The organism is Paraburkholderia bryophila (assembly GCF_003269035.1).
Lineage (GTDB): Bacteria > Pseudomonadota > Gammaproteobacteria > Burkholderiales > Burkholderiaceae > Paraburkholderia > Paraburkholderia bryophila.
Genome location: NZ_QLTK01000001.1, coordinates 557,448 through 574,977, shown reverse-complemented (window position 1 = coordinate 574,977; position 17,530 = coordinate 557,448). Strand labels below are relative to the sequence as shown.

The following is a 17,530-nucleotide window of genomic DNA, read 5'->3' as shown; positions in this document are numbered from 1 at the left end:
CTCACCCGCCGAAACCTTCCCCCATCCCACAAGGCATAATCAACGCTGTTTTCCTCCGACAGCCGACGATGCCCGCTTCCCCCGCTTCTTTCTCCTGGCCGCTTTCCCCCGATCCTTTCCTGTCGCTCGAAGACCTCGACGATGCCGATGCCCTCGCCTGGGTCGAGCGGCAAAACGCGCGCACGCGCGCGGCATGGTGCGATAGCGCCGAATTCGAAGCGCTCAAACGACGCCTCGCCGACGCCTATCTGCCGCGCGAACGTCCGGTGATTCCCGATCGCTGGCAGGACTGGGCGTACGACCTCTGGCAGGACGAGCACAACCCTAAAGGCATCTGGCGACGCACCACATGGGCCGCCTGGCGCAGCGGTGCGCCTGTCTGGCAGACCCTGCTCGACTTCGACGCGCTCGGCGCGGCCGAAGGCACGCCCTGGGTCTGCGTGGAACTGGACATTCTTTATCCGGACGGCGATCGCGCGTTGATCACGCTGTCGCCGGGCGGCTCGGACGCGCTGGTGGTGCGCGAGTTCGATATCGACGCGCAGCGGTTCGTGGACGGCGGGTTCGCGATCGCGAAGGCCGGCAAGCACACGGCGTCGTGGATCGATCGGGACACGCTTTACGTCGGCTGGGACAACGGTCGCAAGACGCTGACGCGCTCCGGCTATCCGCGCGAGGTGCGGCGCTGGACCCGCGGCACCGCGCTGGCCGATGCGCCCGTGGTCTTCAAGGCCGCCTTCGGCGATATCGGTGTGGAAGCGCATTACGATCCGGTCGAACAGCGCCACTCGGTGGCGAGCAGCGTCGATTTCTTCGACTCGCACACGTATTACCTCGACAGTGCCGGGGCGCCCGATGTGTGGCATCGATTCGACGTGCCGTCGCATGTCGGGGTCGGCGGCTGGCAGGGCTGGCTGTTGCTGGAACCGCGCCTCGATTGGGATTGCGACGGCGTGCGTCATCCGGGCGGTTCATTGCTGGCGATTCGCGAGGACGCGTTCCTGCGCGGCGAGCGCGGCGTCGTGCCGTTGTTCACGCCGACGCCGCTCACGTCGGCCTGCGAGTGGACGCATACGCGCAACCATCTGATCGTCTCGTATCTGGACGACGTGCAGAACCGGACGCTGTTGTGGACGCCGTCGCAGCACGGCGATCAGACGTGGCATTGGGCACAACGCCTGTTCCCCTCGCACGACGACACGCAAGCCGACGTCTCGCCGGTCGAGCCGACGCTCAACGACGAAGTCTTCGTCGACACCGACGACTATCTGCAACCGCCGGCCTACTGGCTCACCGACCTCGCGCGCGAGAATCCGGGCGAATGGGAATTGCTCGACCGCTGGCCGACGCAATTCGACGCCACGCAATACGCCGTGACGCGCGGACATGCCGTTTCCGCCGATGGCACACGCGTGCCGTACACGGTGATCGGCCCGCGCGCCGGGCAAGCGGCGGAGCAGGCATCCCCGCGCCCCTGTTTGTTGAGCGGCTACGGCGGCTTTGCGATTCCGTTGCTGCCGAGCTATCTGACCGGGCAGGGCATCGGCTGGCTGGCGCGCGGCGGCGTGTACGTGGTCGCGCATATTCGCGGCGGCGGCGAGTTCGGCACGCGCTGGCATACGGAAGCGCAGGGCGTGCAGCGCCAGCGCGCGTTCGACGATTTTCTGGCGGTGGCCGACGCGCTCATCGGCAGCGGCGTGACGAGCGCCGCGCAACTGGGCATTCAGGGCGGCAGCAACGGCGGCTTGCTGGTGGCGGCGTGCATGGTGCAGCGTCCTGAGTTATTCGGCGCGGTGGTCTGCGAAGTGCCGTTGCTCGATATGCGCCGCTATCACCTGCTGCACGCGGGCGCGTCGTGGATCGACGAATACGGCGATCCCGACGAGCCCGACGAAGCACGCGTGCTGGCCGCGTATTCGCCGTACCACCGCGTGTCGGCGGAAGTGGAGTATCCGCCGGTGCTGTTCACCACCTCGACGGCCGACGACCGCGTGCATCCCGGACACGCGCGCAAGATGGCCGCGCGCATGCAGGCGCAGGGCCATGAGCGTGTCTGGTATCGGGAGAATACGGAGGGCGGCCACGGTGGCTCCGATGAACTGGAGCAGGCCGAGCATGACGCGATGGTGTTCGAGTTTTTGTGGCGGACGTTGAGTGGCGCGTCGGCGGTGCTATAAAGGCCGGAAAGAAAGGTCGTCAAGCGAAAACGCCCGGTGCAGGACTTCTGGTTAGCGAAGTCAGCGCACCGGGCGTTTTTGCGTTTGACCGCAAATGGTCAGCCGGATTCAAGCGGATTCAAGCGAACTGGGCCACCACCGGCGCGTGATCCGACGGCTGCTCCCACTTGCGCGGCACCTTGTCGACTTCGCACGAGGTGCAGATCTCCGAGAGCGCTTTCGACAGCAGAATATGGTCGATGCGCAACCCCGCGTTGCGGCGGAACGCCATCATCCGGTAGTCCCACCACGAGTAGATCTTCTCCGGCTGCTCGAACTGTCGGAACGCGTCGGTGAGACCGAGCGCGATCAGCCGCACGAACTCGGCGCGCTCTTCGGGCGACACCAGATTCTGGCCTTCCCACGCTTTCGGATCGTGCACGTCGCGATCTTCCGGCGCGATGTTGTAGTCGCCGAGCAGCGCGAACTTGGGATGCAGCGCCATCTCGCTCGCGACCCAGTCGTGCAGTGCGGCGAGCCAGCGCAGCTTGTATGCGAACTTGTCGGTGCCCGGCGCCTGGCCGTTCGGGAAATATGCGGAGACGATGCGCACGCCTTCGATCGTCGCGGCAATCACGCGCTGCTGCGGATCTTCGAAGCCAGGAATGTTGCGCACCACACTGCCTTCGTCGACGCTCAGGCCCGCACGGACCACGATGCCGACGCCGTTATAGGTCTTCTGGCCGGCGAACCAGCTGCGATAGCCTTTCTCTTCGAGTTCGGCGCGCGGGAATTTGTCGTCGGTCAGTTTCAGTTCCTGCAGGCACAGCACGTCGGTGCCGCTGGCTTCGAGCCAGTCGATCACGTGCTGCTGGCGCACTTTCAGGGAGTTGACGTTCCAGGTGGCAATTTTCATGTTTCTCTCACATTCCAGCGGGATTCCGATAGTCCCGCATCTTATCGTGCGGCAGAACCGGCGGTGAAGGCGGGGTCGTGAAAAAATGCCGCGTGGGCCGCGGAAAATAAAAGCGCGGCGGCCTCGAGGCGCGGCGTATAGTGAGACACCACATACGCGCGATCATGCGCATCGGGGAGGCAACATGGCCGAACGTTATCCAGCGCTTTATAAGGACTTCGAAGTGCACCCACTGGTGTTCTCGCGGGCCTTCGACAAATTCGACGGCCACAAGCGCCATGCCGAAGGCTACGACGTCGCCGTACGCGTGTGCCGGCCGGGCGCTATTAGCGGCTCGACGGCGAGCCGCGTGTTCCGCCTCGTGTTGCCGTCCACCTTCTCCGATTTCGGCGTCGCCAAACGCAGCGCGAGCCAGTACGGTGCGGATATTATCGACGGCAAAGTGGAAGGCGCCACGGTGCAGGATCTTTGAGCATTGCACGGACATGTACGCAGTCGCGCGAAGTAGTCGAGTGAAATAATTCGCACGATTGTTTGACGTTTAGATGACGCCCAGCTATAATCTTTTTCTCTGACGCGGGGTGGAGCAGTCTGGCAGCTCGTCGGGCTCATAACCCGAAGGTCGTAGGTTCAAATCCTACCCCCGCAACCAAGTATTGTTGAAAGCCCGCATGACGAAAGTCATGCGGGCTTTTTGACTTCTTGATTTGATCTTTCGCGCGAGTTGCTCGATGTGAATGCGCATGACGGGCATTTGCAAAGCGGCGCCCGCTGCCCGTCATCAAGCTCTACGCCGACTCAATCGCCCATTCCGCTGCGGCCTGCGCGTGCAGCGCCGTGGTATCGAACACGGGCAATACAGAATCTTCCGGTTTGATCAGCAACGAGATCTCGGTGCAGCCGAGAATCACCGCTTGCGCGCCTCGCGCGGCCAGCGTTTCTATGACGCGCTGATACGCCGCGCGCGAATCGTCCTTGACGTTGCCGTGGCACAGCTCGTCGTAAATGATGCGATGCACGTCCGCGCGTTCGGCCTCGTCGGGCACCAGCGTGTCGAGGCCGTGACGTTCGCGCAGCCGACCGGTATAGAACGTCTGTTCCATCGTATAACGGGTGCCGAGCAGGCCGACCCGCTCGATGCCCGCGGCGCGCAATGCGTCGCCGGTCGGATCGGCGATGTGCAGGAACGGCACGTCGATCGCCTGCTCGATCGCTTCGTACACGCGATGCATCGTGTTGGTCGCAAGGATCACGAGTTCGGCGCCGCCGCGTTCGAGTTGCCGTGCGGCATCGGCCAGCTGCTCGCCGAGCGCGGCCCAGTCGCCCGCGCGCTGAAGTGCCTCGATCGGTGCGAAGTCGACCGTGACCATCAGGCTGCGTGCGTTATGGTGGCCGCCCAGGCGCGCTTTCGTGTGGCGGTTGATAAGCTTGTAGTACTCGGCGGACGATTCCCAACTCATCCCACCGATCACACCGATCGTTTTCATGGACCTGCTCCGCGAGTGGATGATGCATGCGGGAGCGCGAAGGCCGCGCGCGCCGTTTGAATGGCCGAGTATAGGCGGCAGAGAGTGGGGAATGCCGGTACGCATTGGCTGCTGCTCGCCGGTACGGCCACGCGATGGAATGTCGGCATGGGGTTTCTGACGCCGATAGAATGGGCTTTTATTGAAGCACGACGCAACAGGTTGTATGGGACTCGAGTAAGCGCTGAAGCGCTTACTCTGGTCGACCGCAACAGGTTGCATGGGGCCCGAGTCAGCGCTAAAGCGCTAACTGCGGCCGACCGCAACAGGTTGCATGGGGCCCGAGTAAGCGCTAAAGCGCTAACTCTGGTCGACCGCAACAGGTTGCATGGGGCCCGAGTAAGCGCTAAAGCGCTAACTCGGGCCGACAGGAGCGACACATGGATCTGATCATCCGACGCGCGACCCTAGCGCCGGGCGCCGCGCCGCAGCACAAGCACACGGTCGACATCGGCATCGAAGCGGGCCGCATCGTCGCCGTCGAGCCGAATCTGGCCGCCAGCGCCGCCGAGGAAATCGACGCGGCCGGCTCGCTCGTCACGCCGCCATTCGTCGATCCGCATTTCCACATGGACGCGACGCTGTCGTACGGTTTGCCGCGCGTGAACGCGTCGGGCACCTTGCTCGAAGGCATCGCGCTGTGGGGCGAACTGAAGCCGGACCTGACGCAGGAAGCCTTGATCGAGCGCGCCTTGCAATACTGCGATTGGGCCGTCGCACGCGGGCTGCTGGCGATCCGCAGTCACGTCGACGTCTGCGATCCGCGCCTGCTCGCGGTCGAGGCGCTGGTCGAAGTGAAGCGCCGGGTCGCGCCATATCTCGACCTGCAACTGGTGGCGTTTCCGCAAGACGGCGTGCTGCGCAGCGCGGGTGCCTTCGAGAACCTGAAGCGGGCCATCGCGATGGGCGTCGACGTGGTCGGCGGCATTCCGCATTTCGAGCGCACCATGGCCGACGGCGCGCAGTCCGTGCGGCTGCTGTGCGAGTTCGCGGCGGAGCAGGGTCTGCGCGTCGACATGCATTGCGACGAATCGGACGACCCGATGTCGCGCCACATCGAAACGCTCGCCGCCGAAACCCACCGGCTCGGCATGCAAGGGCGCGTGACCGGCTCGCATCTGACGTCGATGCATTCGATGGACAACTACTACGTCAGCAAGCTGCTACCGCTGATGCGCGAAGCGGGTGTCGCCGCGATCGCGAATCCGCTGATCAACATCACGCTGCAAGGCCGCAGCGACTCGTACCCGAAACGCCGCGGCATGACGCGGGTGCCCGAGATGATGACCGCCGGCATCACGGTCGCCTTCGGCCACGACTGCGTGATGGACCCGTGGTATAGCCTCGGTTCGGGCGACATGCTCGAAGTCGCGCACATGGGCCTGCACGTCGCGCAGATGACGGGCGTCGACGGCATGCGGAAGTGCTTCGACGCGGTCACGGTAAATGCGGCGCGCATTCTCGGTCTGGAGGGCTACGGAATCGCGCCGGGCTGCGCGGCGAACCTCGTGCTGCTCGACGCGCGCGATCCGGTCGAGGCGATCCGTTTGCGTGCCGCGCGGCTCGCGGTGGTGAGCCGCGGCAAGGTGGTGAGCCGTGCGCCGGCCGCGCGCGCGGCGTTGTCGCTCGAAGGGCGGCCTTCGCAGGTGGATTTCAAGCTGCACCGCGACTAGCAGGTGCTTGTTGCGAGCGCTGCGTTCGGCATGCGGAAAAAGAAAAGCCGGTGATTTGCGTGAGCAAATCACCGGCTTTTTATTAGCGGCGATCAGGCAGGCCAGCGCTCAACTTACCGGGTGAACGCCCGCCCGCGTCAACCGCGACATCAATGCTGCGCGCCAGGCGCCATCCCGCTGTGACGCAGCAACGCGTCGATATTCGGCTCGCGGCCGCGGAACGCCTTGAACGATTCCATCGCCGGACGGCTGCCGCCCACCTCCAGAATCTCCTTGCGATAACGCATGCCGGTTGCCTGATCGAGCACGCTGCCGCTCGCGCCTTGCGCCGCTTCCTCGAACGCGGCGTACGCATCCGCCGACAGCACTTCGGCCCATTTGTAGCTGTAGTAACCCGCCGCGTAACCGCCCGCGAAAATATGGCTGAACGTATTCGGCCAACGCGAGAACGCGGCCTGCGGCACGACGTGGAAACGCTCGTTGATCTCGCTCGCGAGTTCGGTGGCGTTCTGCGTGCCGGCCGCGTCGAAGCCGGTATGCAGTTGCATGTCGAACATCGAGAACACGATCTGGCGCAGCGTGCCCAGGCCGCTCTGGAAGTTCTTCGCGGCCAGCATCTTGTCGAACAGATCGCGCGGCAGCGGCTTGGCGGTGTCCACGTGCGAGGTCATGTCGCTCAACACGTCCCACTCCCAGCAGAAGTTCTCCATGAATTGCGACGGCAGTTCGACCGCGTCCCACTCCACGCCGTTGATGCCCGACACGCCCAGTTCGTCGACGCGCGTGAGCATGTGATGCAAACCGTGGCCGAACTCGTGGAACAGCGTGATGACTTCGTCGTGCGTGAAGCAGGCGGGCTTACCGCCGACCGGCGCCGAGAAGTTGCAGGTCAGATACGCGACCGGCGTCTGCAAGCCGCCTTGCGCGTGCTTGTGACGGCCGCGCGCGTCATCCATCCAGGCGCCGCCGCGTTTGCCTTCGCGTGCATACAGATCGAGGTAGAACTGCGCGACCAGACCGCCGTCCTGATTCTCGACGCGGAAAAAGCGGACGTCGGGATGCCACACCGCGGCTTCGTCCCGACGGATGCGCACGCCGAACAGCGTCTCGGTCACCTTGAAGAGACCCTTGAACACGGTGTCTTCCGGGAAGTACTGCTTGACCTCGTTCTCGGAGAACGAATAGCGCTTCTGGCGCAGCCTTTCGGCGGCGAAGGTCATGTCCCACGGCTGCAACTCGCTCATGCCGAGTTCGTTCGCGGCGAATTCGCGCAACTCTTTCCAGTCCTGCTCGGCATGCGGACGCGCGCGCGTGGCGAGGTCTTCGAGGAAGGTCATGACCTGGGCGGGCGACTCGGCCATTTTCGGCGCGAGCGAGACTTCGGCGAAGTTGTTGTAGCCGAGCATATGCGCTTCTTCCGCGCGCAGCTTCAACTGGTCGGCGAGCACGGCGGTGTTGTCCCATTCCGCTTTGCCGCCGCCGTATTGCGGCCCGAGTTCGGACGCGCGCGTCACGTAGGCGCGATACATCGTCTCGCGCATGGGACGATTTTCCGAGTACTGCATTACCGGGAAATACGACGGGAAGTGCAGCGTGAATTTGTAGCCGGTTTTGCCGTCGCGTTCGGCGGCTTCCTTCGCTGCTTCGATCACGTCTTCGGGCAGACCGGCCAGTTGCTCGGTGGCGCCTTCCTCGACGAGATACGCGTAAGCGTTGGTCGCGTCGAGCACATGGTCGGAGAACGCTTTCGACAGCCCGGCCTGGCGTTCCTGCAATTCGGCGAAATGCGGCTTCTGGTCTTCCGGCAGTTCCGCGCCGGACAGACGGAAATCGCGCAGCGCATTGCCGAGAATTTTCTTGCGCTCGCCGGTCAGCGACGCGAAGTCGCTGCTGGCGTGCAAGGTCTTGTACTTTTCATACAGCGCCAGGTTCTGACCGACGCTCGACCAGAATTCGGTGACGCGCGGCAGGTTCTCGCCGTAGGCGGCGCGCAACTCGGGCGTGTCGGCGACGGCATTCAGATGGCCAACCACGCCCCAGGCGCGCGCCAGCGGTTCGGTGGCGCGCTCGACCGGTTCGACCACGTCGGCCCACGAAGCGGGGGTGATGGGCTGCGCGGCGCGTTCGACGGCGGCGGCCGCGTCGGCGAGCAGTACGTCGAGCGCGGGCGTGACGTGTTCGGGGCGGATGTCGCCAAAACGCGGCAGGTCGGAGAAATCGAGGAGCGGATTGTCGTGATTCGAGGGGGTAGTGGACATAAGGCTTCCTGTCTGACGCGAGTGAACGGGTAGTCGGTGGGTCGGCGGGCGTCCCTCAAGGAGACGGCGATAAACACCCGATATCGACATTATTGGGGCAGGGCACGCCGATTCCAATCCGTCGGCACACAAATTATCAGATCGGCTCGTCTCACGCTGTCCCACGCGCGCGGACCTGCGCCGCCGCGCGTTTGTGCGACAGCGAACGGTGCTGATTGCTGCCGTGCCGCAAAGTGACGTGTCGCTGCCGGTCCTCGATCACCGGCCGGCAACGTTTTTTGCCTGAGAGGTATCGATGAACCCGCTTTCGCACGCTCTATCGCGCAACGGCAACAACTTCGACCTCGTGCGGCTTCTGGCCGCCGTGGCCGTCGTGTATGGCCACTCGTATCTGCTGCAGGCGCCCGACGGCACCACGGACTGGGTCCAGAACGCGCTCGGTTTCGACGGTTTCGGCGCGCTCGGCGTGTACGCGTTCTTCCTGCTGAGCGGCATGCTGGTGACCGCGAGCTTCGACCGGCAACGCTCGGTGCCGCGCTTCGCGGCGTTGCGCATCGCGCGTTTGTGGCCGGCGGTGGCGATGGGCTCGCTGGTGACGGTGTTCGTCATTGGACCGTTGTTCACCACGCTGCCGCTGCGCGACTATTTCGCGTCCGGCATGACGTGGGCCAACCTCGACAACTTCTCGACCATCGTGCTGAAAACCGGCTGGGCGCTGCCCGGTGTGTTCGAGCACAACCGCTTTCCGGTCGACATCTGCGGCCCGCTGTGGACGCTGCCGCTCGAAGTGCGCTGCTATCTGATCGTGCTCGTGACCGGCCTGCTGGGGTTGCTGTCCAGTGCGCGCGGCGTGGTGCTGGCGGCGGCGCTGGGTGGCGCGGCCTTCGTGCTACGTGTGCATGTGCCGCATTTCCAGATCGGCTTGCGCGATTTCAGCGAAACGCCCGGCGGGTACTCGTTCTGGCCGGAGCCCTTCTTCATGCTGGGCATGGTGCTCTACGGATGGCGCGAACGGATCGACCTGAGCGGCCTGACGGCGCTCGGGCTGACGATGGTGTTCCTCGTGTTCCGCGATACCGCCGGCGCGCAGCCGCTGTTCTATCTGGCCTTCGTGTACGGCGTGCTGTGGGTCGGCACGACGCCGCTGCTGCGGCGCTTCGTGCCGCGCCACGATTACTCGTATGGGATCTATCTGTACGGCTTCATGGTGCAGCAATGCATTGCGAATATCGCGCCGCAGCTGAGTCATGTGACGGCGGTGCTAATCGCCGCGCCGTTGATCCTGCTGTGCGCGGCGCTGTCGTGGCACTGCGTGGAGCGGCCGGTGCTGAAGTGGTGCCGCGCGCGGCTGGCGCGCCGTGAGACGCCGCTTGCCACGGGCATGGCGGCGGGGGATCAGGCGGGGTGAGGCGAGGGTGGTGGCAGGGTGCCCGGAATGGACCCCGTAGCCGACACTCCGGCAGTACCGCGACATTGGCCGGTCTGAGCGTGACGCTGAAGGATCCGTGCCGTGAAGCTCCAGTACCGACACCGAGCCCATGGCGCGGATCTTGAAATCGGCACTCGCGGCAGCCGCTTCGACCGCTTGCCGGCGGGCGAATCCACGCCGCCGGCTTTCCCCTTCAGCCTTTATGCGTGCGCGGCCGCTTCGCGCTCGGCGGCTTCGATCGTATTGACCAGCAGCATCGTGATGGTCATCGGGCCGACGCCGCCCGGCACCGGCGTGATGTAGCCGGCCACTTCCTTGACGCCCGCGAAATCGACGTCGCCGCAAAGTTTCCCGTTTTCGTCGCGATTCATGCCGACGTCGATCACCGCCGCGCCCGGCTTGACCATGTCCGCCGTCAGGATGTTGCGCAGGCCGGTGGCGGCGACCACCACGTCGGCATTGCGCGTATGGGCGGCCAGATCGCGCGTCTTGCTATGGCAGATCGTGACCGTTGCGCCGGCTTCGAGCAACAGCAGCGCCATCGGCTTGCCGACGATGTTCGAGCGGCCGATGACCACCGCGTTGGCGCCTTGCAGCGGGATATCGTAGGCGGCGAGCATTTTCATCACGCCATACGGCGTGCACGGACGGAACAGCGGGCGGCCGGTCATCAACGCGCCGGCGTTGGCGACGTGAAAGCCGTCCACGTCCTTCTCGGGCGCGATCGCCTCGATCACCTTGTGGCTGTCGATATGCTTAGGCAGCGGCAGTTGCACCAGAATGCCGTGAATGCGCGGATCGCGGTTCAGTTCGTCGATGCGCGCGAGCAGTTCGGCTTCCGGCAGATCGGCCGGATAACGGTCGAACGACGAACCCAGGCCGTTGTCGTGGCAGGCCTTGACCTTGTTGCGCACATAAACTTCGCTAGCCGGGTTGTCGCCGACCAGCACCACGGCGAGGCCAGGCTGATGGCCGCGGGCGGTCAACGCGGCGGCGCGCGTGGCGACCTCGGCGCGCAGGGTCTGGGAAAGGGCGAGGCCGTCGATCAGTTTGGCTGTCATGGTCGGGTCGAGATGGGCAGTTTGAAAAGCGGGGCAGGGCACGGGCACGCAAGCGCACCACGCGATGGCGCTTTTCGACGGGAGCGGGTCGCCGCCTGAAAAGCGCGCGGCGCGAATCGGAGATAGGCGCCACTGCGAAGTCCGCCATTATACCGGCGCAACATGACGCGCCGCGTACGGATTCCCGGTCGCGAGCGAGGTAGATCATGCGTTGGACAACGCAGCGATTCGGGCCGCGCGACGCGTTTGCGACGCCTGCTTCGACGCGGCCACACGTTGGGGCCGCTAAGGCTGCTGCACCGCCTGCCAGCTATCGTCCGGATCGAACGCCCGGATCGCGGCCGCCGCCCGCGCGGTCTGCGGACCGAGATTCTTCTGATACACCTGCCCGTCCCGGTTGACGATAAAGCTCATCACGCCGGTCTTGCCATAGTCGGCCGGCGACGCGATCAGCCCGAACCCGCCGGTCATCGATCCGTTCACCCGGTAGTTCTGCGCGCCGCCCTTCGCGTGCGCACCCTGCGCGGTCAGGATCCGGTAGTGATAGCCGTGATAGGCCTCCTTGGGCAGCGTGCCGTTCGGCATCGTCGCGGCGAGCGGGCCGAGCGGGCTTTCCGTTTCGCCGGGCGCCGTCGCCCAGTACAGGCCGTCGTGCTGTCCCGGCGTGCTGACGAAGCGTTCGGCGTAGCGCTGCGTCAGGTTGTGATAATCGTTTTGCGCATCGAGGTAGGCGAGCGAAGTCATGATCGCCGCGCGCTCGTTACGGCCGATCCGGCGCGTCAGCATCTCGTTGCGCGCCGCGGGCGGGTCGAAGCGCCAGCCGTGCGCGGCCTGCACGAGCGGAATCGGCAGGGTCCAGCCGCTGTCGCCCACAGCCAGATGGGCGCTCGCGTGGCCGTTGCCGGTGGCCGGGTCATCGACGATCTGGTGACCCTTCGACCAGGCGCCGAGGAACGCGTAGATATCGTCCTGGCCAATGCCTTCGGTGGGAATGAAGCGATGGTAGTCGCTGCCGAGCACGTGTTTGAGCGCCCCTTCGTCGTTACGCGAGAGGGCGTCGACGAACGCGTTGGCGGCGTCGTCGGCACTGGGGTAGACCGCTTGAGCGTGCGCGGCCGGCGCGCCCATCAGCAAGGCCGAGGCTATCAGCAGCGTGGCCGCCGTGCCGAACTCGGCGGCGCGTGTCGCAAGGTGGGCGCGCAACGCGCCGCGTGGGGATAAGCGCATCATCAGAGACTCCTCTTGATCGTTCAACGGCCGCGGCCGAAATGGCGTTCGCCGCCGCCCCCGCCACCGAGCCTGCCGCCACCGCCCCCGCCGCGCTGGCCGCCGCCGCCATTCGCGCCGAACCCGCCGCCCGTGCGCTGTTGACCGCCGCCATTGGCGCCGAGCCCGCCGCCCGTGCGTTGCTCACCGCCGCGATTCGCGAGCGAATCGCGGCTCGCCTGGCCGCGCTGCATGTCCTGGCGGGCGTTGTTGCCGTCGCCGGCGCCGCGCAGCGCGTTATCGCGATTGACGTTTTGCGCGCGATTCTGCAAGTCGGCGTTCGCCGTACCGCCCTGGTGAATCCCTTGCACGCGTTGGCTCGCACTGCCGCCCAGATTTTGTCCGGTGCGATTCTGCAGGGTCTGCTGCGCCTCTGCGCGGGCGTCGTCGCGGCCACGATAAGCATCGCGCTGCGCACTGCCGAGGTTGTTATTGCCGTTGCGATTCAGATTCGCGTTGTTGACGTTGCGGTTGACGTTGGCGTTGCGGTTCCAGTTCGTCGTGTTGCTGTTGACGTTGAGCCGGTTGTTCACGTTGACGTTGTTGTAGCGATTGACGTTGATGTTGACGTCATGGGTATTCCAGTTGAAGCCGCCCCACAGCGAATTGGCCACGGCGACGCCGGCGCCGAACGCGAGCCCCGCGGCGAAACCGCTCGCGATCGCATAGCCGGGCGGCGGCGGTACATACACCGGTGGATACGCGGGGTAGGGCCAGGTGCCGTACACCACGGTCGGGTTATAGGTCGGCACGTAGACCACCTGCGGATTGGCCGGCACGATCTGAATCGTGCTCTGCTCGACCACGACCTTCTGCTGCGAGCTCGTCTTCAGATTGCCGGCAGCCTGCGCCTGCTTGCGCAAGCGTTGCACGGAGTCCATCACGTCGTTGGACTGGCCGAGAAAGGCGGTGCCCAGTTGCGCGACCCAGTCGGGTTTCGAGGCCATCGTGGCGAGCACCTGCGGAAACGCGACCAGCGACTGCACGCTCGGATCCCACGGTTCGGAGGCGACCGCCTTGACGGCGTCGTCGCCTTGCAGCTTCGAGTTCGATTTGGACCACGCGGCCGCGGCCTGCACGTCCTGCGGAAAGGTCGAGGCCATCAGCACCTGGGCGAGCAGCGCGTCGGGATAGAGGGCAATCGGCGCGGTCAGCGAGTCGAGTTGCTGGTTCGACATCTTCGGCGCGCTTTGCGCGTGGACCGCGCTCGGCGCGAGCAGTCCGACGAAGAGCGGCGCCCCGGCCAGAGCGGCGCAAACCAGCATCACACGCGAGCGGTGTGCTCCGGATCGTTTCACGATGAAATCCTCCCGGTTGGATGAGACGCGAGACGTCGATGCGCAGCTAAAGCTGCGCCGGTTCACGGCAATGAAGCGGACGGCGCAGCAAACGACTGTGTAAAAACAGGCAGCGGCGAGGCGGGACGGCACGCGTTTAGCGTTGCGACGGCAAGGCGGGTGAGACGCGGGACGGGAACGAATCGGCCGGATGTGCGATGGCCGTTGCTTTGCACGGTCGGTCGACCCTGCATGCGGCGTTCGCGGCACGTCATTCCGTGTTGATCGTGCATCAGCCATTCCCGTTAAGGTGCTCTGTTTAAATTAGGGCGCGCAGAGAGGCTTGTCAATCAAGTCAGAGGAAAACGTAGTTTCAGACGGGTGTAAGCGATTGCTGAGTCATGCGTAACGATTCGCACGAGGTGGCGTATCGACGCGAGACGCTGAATTTTTACTGCGGTGCGGGAGAGGACAAGAAGCGGGGCGGCGGGAAGGCGAGAAGCAGGGCGGCGGGAACGTGAGAAGCATAGCAGCATGGGAAGGCGCAGACGCGGAGAAGCATGCCGGCGCACATGCCTGGCGAGCGAGGGCGCCTCGGGCCGGACCATGTCGCGAGTCCGGCCGTGTTCCACCATTCAGATTTCAGCTCGGCGTGTAGCGGCGAGCGCCGCTGCCGGTCTTACTGCGCCTGTTGCGGCTTGTTCGACAGCGCCAGTCGCAGCAGATCGGCGACCGTGTTGACGTTGAGCTTTTCCATGATGTTCGCGCGATGCGCTTCGACCGTCTTGATGCTGATGCCGAGGTCGTCGGCGATCTGCTTGTTCAGGCGGCCGGCGATGATGCGCTCCAGCACCTGGTGCTCACGCGCGGTCAGCTTGCCCAGACGTTCGGCGGCGGCGCGTTGTTGCTGAACGCTGGTGCTTTCGCTGCGCGCCTTGTCGAGCATGCGCTCGACCAGCTTGCGCAATTCGGCTTCGTCGAACGGTTTTTCGATGAAGTCCATCGCGCCTTTTTTCATCGTCGACACCGCCATCGGCACGTCGCCGTGACCCGTCACGAAGATGATCGGCAACACTGCGTTGTCGGCGATCAGGCGTTCCTGCAATTCGAGTCCGCTCATGCCGGACATCCGTACATCGAGAATCAGACACGCGATCTGGCCCGGTTGCTGATGCGGGTGCCAGGCGTCGAGGAACTGCTCGGCACCGGAGAAGCACTGCACGCGGTAGCCGTTCGCCTCCAGTAGCCAGCGCAGCGAATCTCGTACGGCCTCATCGTCGTCGACGACAAAGACGGTTTCCTGTGTGGTGACTGGGCTGTTCATAGCTCTCCCGTAACGGTTTGTGGTGTCGGCGCCTCTGACCCGCCGTTGCTCGGGCCGTCAGGCTCTCCAATAGGCAGACTGCAATGGAACGTGGCGCCTGTGATGTGACCGTCGGACTCGACGTTGTTGACCACCCACAGACGACCGCGGTGCGATTCGATAATCGAACGGCAAATGTTCAGCCCCATGCCCATACCATCGGACTTGGTGCTGTAAAACGGTTCGAACAGCCGCTCGGCTGTCGCTTCGTCGACGCCCGGACCCTGGTCGACGACACTGATGCAGACAAACCCGCTCTCCAGCCGCACGACCACGCGGATCACCGGATCCACCGCATTCGGGCGCGCTTCGGCCATGGCTTCGGCGCCGTTCTTCAGCAGGTTGACCAGCACCTGCTCGATCAGCACCGGGTCGACGTAGATCACCGGCAGACGCGAACGCAGATCGGTGACGATGCGAATGCGCCGTTTGCGCACTTCGATCTCGGCGAGACCCACCGCGTCCGCGACGATATCGGCGACGCGCGTGGCTTGCCGCTTCGGCTCGCTGCGTTTCACGAACTCGCGAATGCGCCGGATGATCATGCCTGCCCGCACCGCCTGCTGGGCAGTCTTTTCGAGCACCGGCAGCAGATTGTCGGGCGTGGTTCGACCGGATTTAACCAGCGCCACGGTGCCGGAGCAATAGTTATTGATGGCGGCGAGCGGCTGGTTCAGCTCGTGCGCGAGCGACGAGGCCATTTCGCCCATCGTCATCAGGCGGCTGGTGAACTGCAGTTTTTCGTCCTGCTGGCGCGACAGTTCCTGCGCCTGCTTGCGGGTGGTGATGTCGGTCGCGATCTGCATCTGCGCGAGGTGGCCGTCCACCCACTGAATGTACTGGCGGCGCACTTCGAACCATTTCTGGGCGCTTTGCACGTAGATTTCCTGGGCGTCGGCGGTGCTTTCGGTCAGCGCCGCGGCGGGCAGGCCCGCGTAGGTATCGACCATATCGATCGAATCGGACGAGGCCTGTGCGCTATCGAACCCGCCGCCCGCGAGTTCCAGATGGCCGTCCGGACGAATCCCGAACAGATGGCGGTAGTAGCGGTTGGCGAACAGCAGCTCGGCTTCGTCGGCGGCCAGCACGGACACGGCGGCGTCGAGGCTTTCGAGCACCGTGGTGAAGCGCTCGTGCGCGGCGGCGAGTTCTTCGCGCGCGCGTTTCGGTTCGGTGATGTCGGTCATGGACGACATCCAGCCGGTCTGGCGGCCCGAGCTGTCGATCAGCGGCGACACGTAGAGACGGGCGTGGAAGGTCGAACCGTCCTTGCGGCGCACCCGCAGTTCGAAGCCCGACGACGGCGCCTTGCCGCGCAGCGTCATGTCGAGCTGGCGCTGCATTTCCGGGTACGAATCGCGCGGCCAGTAGGCGAACGGCGCGTTCTTGCCGACCAGATCGCTTTCGTCCCAGCCGGTCATGCGGCAGAACGCCGGATTCACGTGGGTGATGCGGCCGTGCATGTCGAGCACGCGCATACCGATCAGCACGGAGTTTTCCATCGCGCGGCGGAAGAACGCTTCGGCGTACAGCGCCTGCTGCGCTTCGAAACGTTGCCGGGTGTGCTTCCACAAACTCCACAGACTCCACAACACGAAGCACGACAGGCCGGCCACCAGCCAGACGAGCGTGTTGTTGGTGAAGTTGGTCATCTGCGGGAACGCGTAGACGCGTACCGAGACGCCCTGACCCGGCGGGTCGAGCGGCAGGTCGTAGAACATGTCGCGCGGCAGGCGCGGGCGGGTCGACGTGGTGGTCAACTCGCGGTTGTTCACGTCGATGATCGAGATTTTGTATTTAGCCGACAACTCGGGCGGAATGTCGTGCTTCAGGATGCCTTCCACCGAGAACACGGCGGCAATCGTGCCGAGAAAGTCGCGGTCGCGGAACACCGGCGTTTGCAGCGTGATGTAGCCGTTGCCGACGTCGTCGTAGATCAGCGGAGAGTAGACCTGGCGGCGCGTGTTGCGCGCCTCGGCGAAGGCGGCCTTGACCGCCTCGTCCATTTGCGTGTCGTTCGGTTTGGCGAGGCGCTGGCCGAACACGGGCAGGGCGGTATTGGGCCAGCGCGGCTGCTGCTGGCTGGTGTACCAGTTCATGTAGAGGATCTCGGGATGCCCCTGCATGATGTCCGTGGTGGACACCTGGAACGAATGCGGATCGGCGTGGCCGGCGACCAGATCGCGGGCGAGCGCCTGAATCTGTTCCTGCGCGCCGGTCATGGACAGGCGGATCTGCTGCTGCGCCCACGCGACATTACGGTAAAGCGTGTCTTCCTGCTGTTGCTGTTCGCGCCGATTCAGGCTCCACAAAATCAGACTCATGACGACCAGAAACACCAGGATCGACAGGAGCGGCGTCAGCAAATAGGAATTCGACCACCATGGTCCATGGTGCCAGCGGGAGGACGGCGTCGAATCCGCCGGCGAACCGGCGGTGCGCGCCGAGCGAGCGAAAAGCCGTTCGGTCAACATGCGTGGCATTGTAGCGCAGCAGGTCGCTAGCAAATGGCGCAAAAAAGCGCTGAAAGTGTCATTAATCGGCGCAAACTAGCCGACGTATCCGTCCAACGGCAGTCAATCCAGGTTGCGCCGCAGCAATTTTC

12 protein-coding genes and 1 tRNA gene are annotated in these 17,530 nt (G+C 64.7%); 5 read left to right on the top strand and 8 right to left on the bottom strand.

The window, feature by feature from the left end:
* The first annotated feature begins 68 nt into the window (after positions 1–68).
* Positions 69–2,177, top strand: a complete 2,109-nt coding sequence (locus tag BX591_RS02515; protein WP_111929133.1) for a prolyl oligopeptidase family serine peptidase — start codon at positions 69–71, stop codon at positions 2,175–2,177.
* Positions 2,178–2,295: 118 nt separating this feature from the next.
* Here BX591_RS02515 and xth read toward each other — a convergent pair whose 3' ends face one another.
* Positions 2,296–3,072 carry an exodeoxyribonuclease III gene (gene xth / locus BX591_RS02510; RefSeq protein ID WP_111929132.1) on the bottom strand — a complete coding sequence of 259 codons (777 nt, stop codon included), beginning with the start codon at positions 3,070–3,072 and terminating at the stop codon, positions 2,296–2,298.
* A gap of 184 nt (positions 3,073–3,256) precedes the next feature.
* Here xth and BX591_RS02505 point away from each other — a divergent pair, with 184 nt between their 5' ends.
* Together BX591_RS02505 and BX591_RS02500 are read left to right on the top strand one after the other, a co-directional pair.
* Positions 3,257–3,544: a hypothetical protein gene (locus BX591_RS02505; RefSeq protein ID WP_111929131.1), complete on the top strand. Its 288-nt coding sequence runs from the start codon at positions 3,257–3,259 to the stop codon at positions 3,542–3,544.
* Between the two features lie 103 nt (positions 3,545–3,647).
* A tRNA-Met gene (locus BX591_RS02500) sits at positions 3,648–3,724 on the top strand.
* Between the two features lie 136 nt (positions 3,725–3,860).
* On the opposite strand, the gene BX591_RS02495 is transcribed toward BX591_RS02500, so the two are convergent.
* Positions 3,861–4,559 carry an aspartate/glutamate racemase family protein gene (locus BX591_RS02495; RefSeq protein WP_111929130.1) on the bottom strand — a complete coding sequence of 233 codons (699 nt, stop codon included), beginning with the start codon at positions 4,557–4,559 and terminating at the stop codon, positions 3,861–3,863.
* Positions 4,560–4,978: 419 nt separating this feature from the next.
* Here BX591_RS02495 and BX591_RS02490 point away from each other — a divergent pair, with 419 nt between their 5' ends.
* A complete protein-coding gene (locus BX591_RS02490; RefSeq protein ID WP_111929129.1) occupies positions 4,979–6,271 on the top strand; it encodes an amidohydrolase family protein in 1,293 nt (430 codons plus the stop codon).
* Positions 6,272–6,420: 149 nt separating this feature from the next.
* On the opposite strand, the gene BX591_RS02485 is transcribed toward BX591_RS02490, so the two are convergent.
* Entirely contained in the window at positions 6,421–8,529 is a 2,109-nt protein-coding gene (locus BX591_RS02485) for a M3 family metallopeptidase (protein WP_111929128.1), read from the bottom strand.
* A gap of 295 nt (positions 8,530–8,824) precedes the next feature.
* Between BX591_RS02485 and BX591_RS02480 the strand changes: the two genes are divergently transcribed.
* Positions 8,825–9,937 (top strand): acyltransferase family protein, encoded by a 1,113-nt coding sequence (locus BX591_RS02480; RefSeq protein WP_111929127.1) that lies wholly within the window; start codon positions 8,825–8,827, stop codon positions 9,935–9,937.
* Between the two features lie 221 nt (positions 9,938–10,158).
* Here BX591_RS02480 and folD read toward each other — a convergent pair whose 3' ends face one another.
* The 5 genes from folD to fixL all read right to left on the bottom strand — a co-directional run bounded on the left by folD (position 10,159) and on the right by fixL (position 17,399).
* Positions 10,159–11,019: a bifunctional methylenetetrahydrofolate dehydrogenase/methenyltetrahydrofolate cyclohydrolase FolD gene (gene folD, locus BX591_RS02475; RefSeq protein ID WP_111929126.1), complete on the bottom strand. Its 861-nt coding sequence runs from the start codon at positions 11,017–11,019 to the stop codon at positions 10,159–10,161.
* A gap of 285 nt (positions 11,020–11,304) precedes the next feature.
* On the bottom strand, positions 11,305–12,249 hold the full coding sequence (locus BX591_RS02470) for a DUF2950 domain-containing protein (protein ID WP_111929125.1): 945 nt from the start codon (positions 12,247–12,249) through the stop codon (positions 11,305–11,307).
* A gap of 20 nt (positions 12,250–12,269) precedes the next feature.
* Positions 12,270–13,583 (bottom strand): DUF3300 domain-containing protein, encoded by a 1,314-nt coding sequence (locus BX591_RS02465; protein WP_111929124.1) that lies wholly within the window; start codon positions 13,581–13,583, stop codon positions 12,270–12,272.
* A gap of 658 nt (positions 13,584–14,241) precedes the next feature.
* Positions 14,242–14,886 carry an oxygen response regulator transcription factor FixJ gene (gene fixJ / locus BX591_RS02460; protein ID WP_111929123.1) on the bottom strand — a complete coding sequence of 215 codons (645 nt, stop codon included), beginning with the start codon at positions 14,884–14,886 and terminating at the stop codon, positions 14,242–14,244.
* Entirely contained in the window at positions 14,883–17,399 is a 2,517-nt protein-coding gene (gene fixL, locus BX591_RS02455; RefSeq protein WP_111929122.1) for an oxygen sensor histidine kinase FixL, read from the bottom strand. Before fixL ends, fixJ begins: the two co-directional genes overlap by 4 nt.
* Between the last annotated feature and the right edge of the window lie 131 nt (positions 17,400–17,530).

What these genes read in the sequence shown, in the direction of transcription:
- BX591_RS02515 (WP_111929133.1), top strand. Translation starts at nt 69, where the DNA reads ATGCCCGCTTCCCCCGCTTCTTTCTCCTGGCCGCTTTCCCCCGATCCT.
- xth (WP_111929132.1), bottom strand. Translation starts at nt 3,072, where the DNA reads ATGAAAATTGCCACCTGGAACGTCAACTCCCTGAAAGTGCGCCAGCAG.
- BX591_RS02505 (WP_111929131.1), top strand. Translation starts at nt 3,257, where the DNA reads ATGGCCGAACGTTATCCAGCGCTTTATAAGGACTTCGAAGTGCACCCA.
- BX591_RS02495 (WP_111929130.1), bottom strand. Translation starts at nt 4,559, where the DNA reads ATGAAAACGATCGGTGTGATCGGTGGGATGAGTTGGGAATCGTCCGCC.
- BX591_RS02490 (WP_111929129.1), top strand. Translation starts at nt 4,979, where the DNA reads ATGGATCTGATCATCCGACGCGCGACCCTAGCGCCGGGCGCCGCGCCG.
- BX591_RS02485 (WP_111929128.1), bottom strand. Translation starts at nt 8,529, where the DNA reads ATGTCCACTACCCCCTCGAATCACGACAATCCGCTCCTCGATTTCTCC.
- BX591_RS02480 (WP_111929127.1), top strand. Translation starts at nt 8,825, where the DNA reads ATGAACCCGCTTTCGCACGCTCTATCGCGCAACGGCAACAACTTCGAC.
- folD (WP_111929126.1), bottom strand. Translation starts at nt 11,019, where the DNA reads ATGACAGCCAAACTGATCGACGGCCTCGCCCTTTCCCAGACCCTGCGC.
- BX591_RS02470 (WP_111929125.1), bottom strand. Translation starts at nt 12,249, where the DNA reads ATGATGCGCTTATCCCCACGCGGCGCGTTGCGCGCCCACCTTGCGACA.
- fixJ (WP_111929123.1), bottom strand. Translation starts at nt 14,886, where the DNA reads ATGAACAGCCCAGTCACCACACAGGAAACCGTCTTTGTCGTCGACGAC.
- fixL (WP_111929122.1), bottom strand. Translation starts at nt 17,399, where the DNA reads ATGTTGACCGAACGGCTTTTCGCTCGCTCGGCGCGCACCGCCGGTTCG.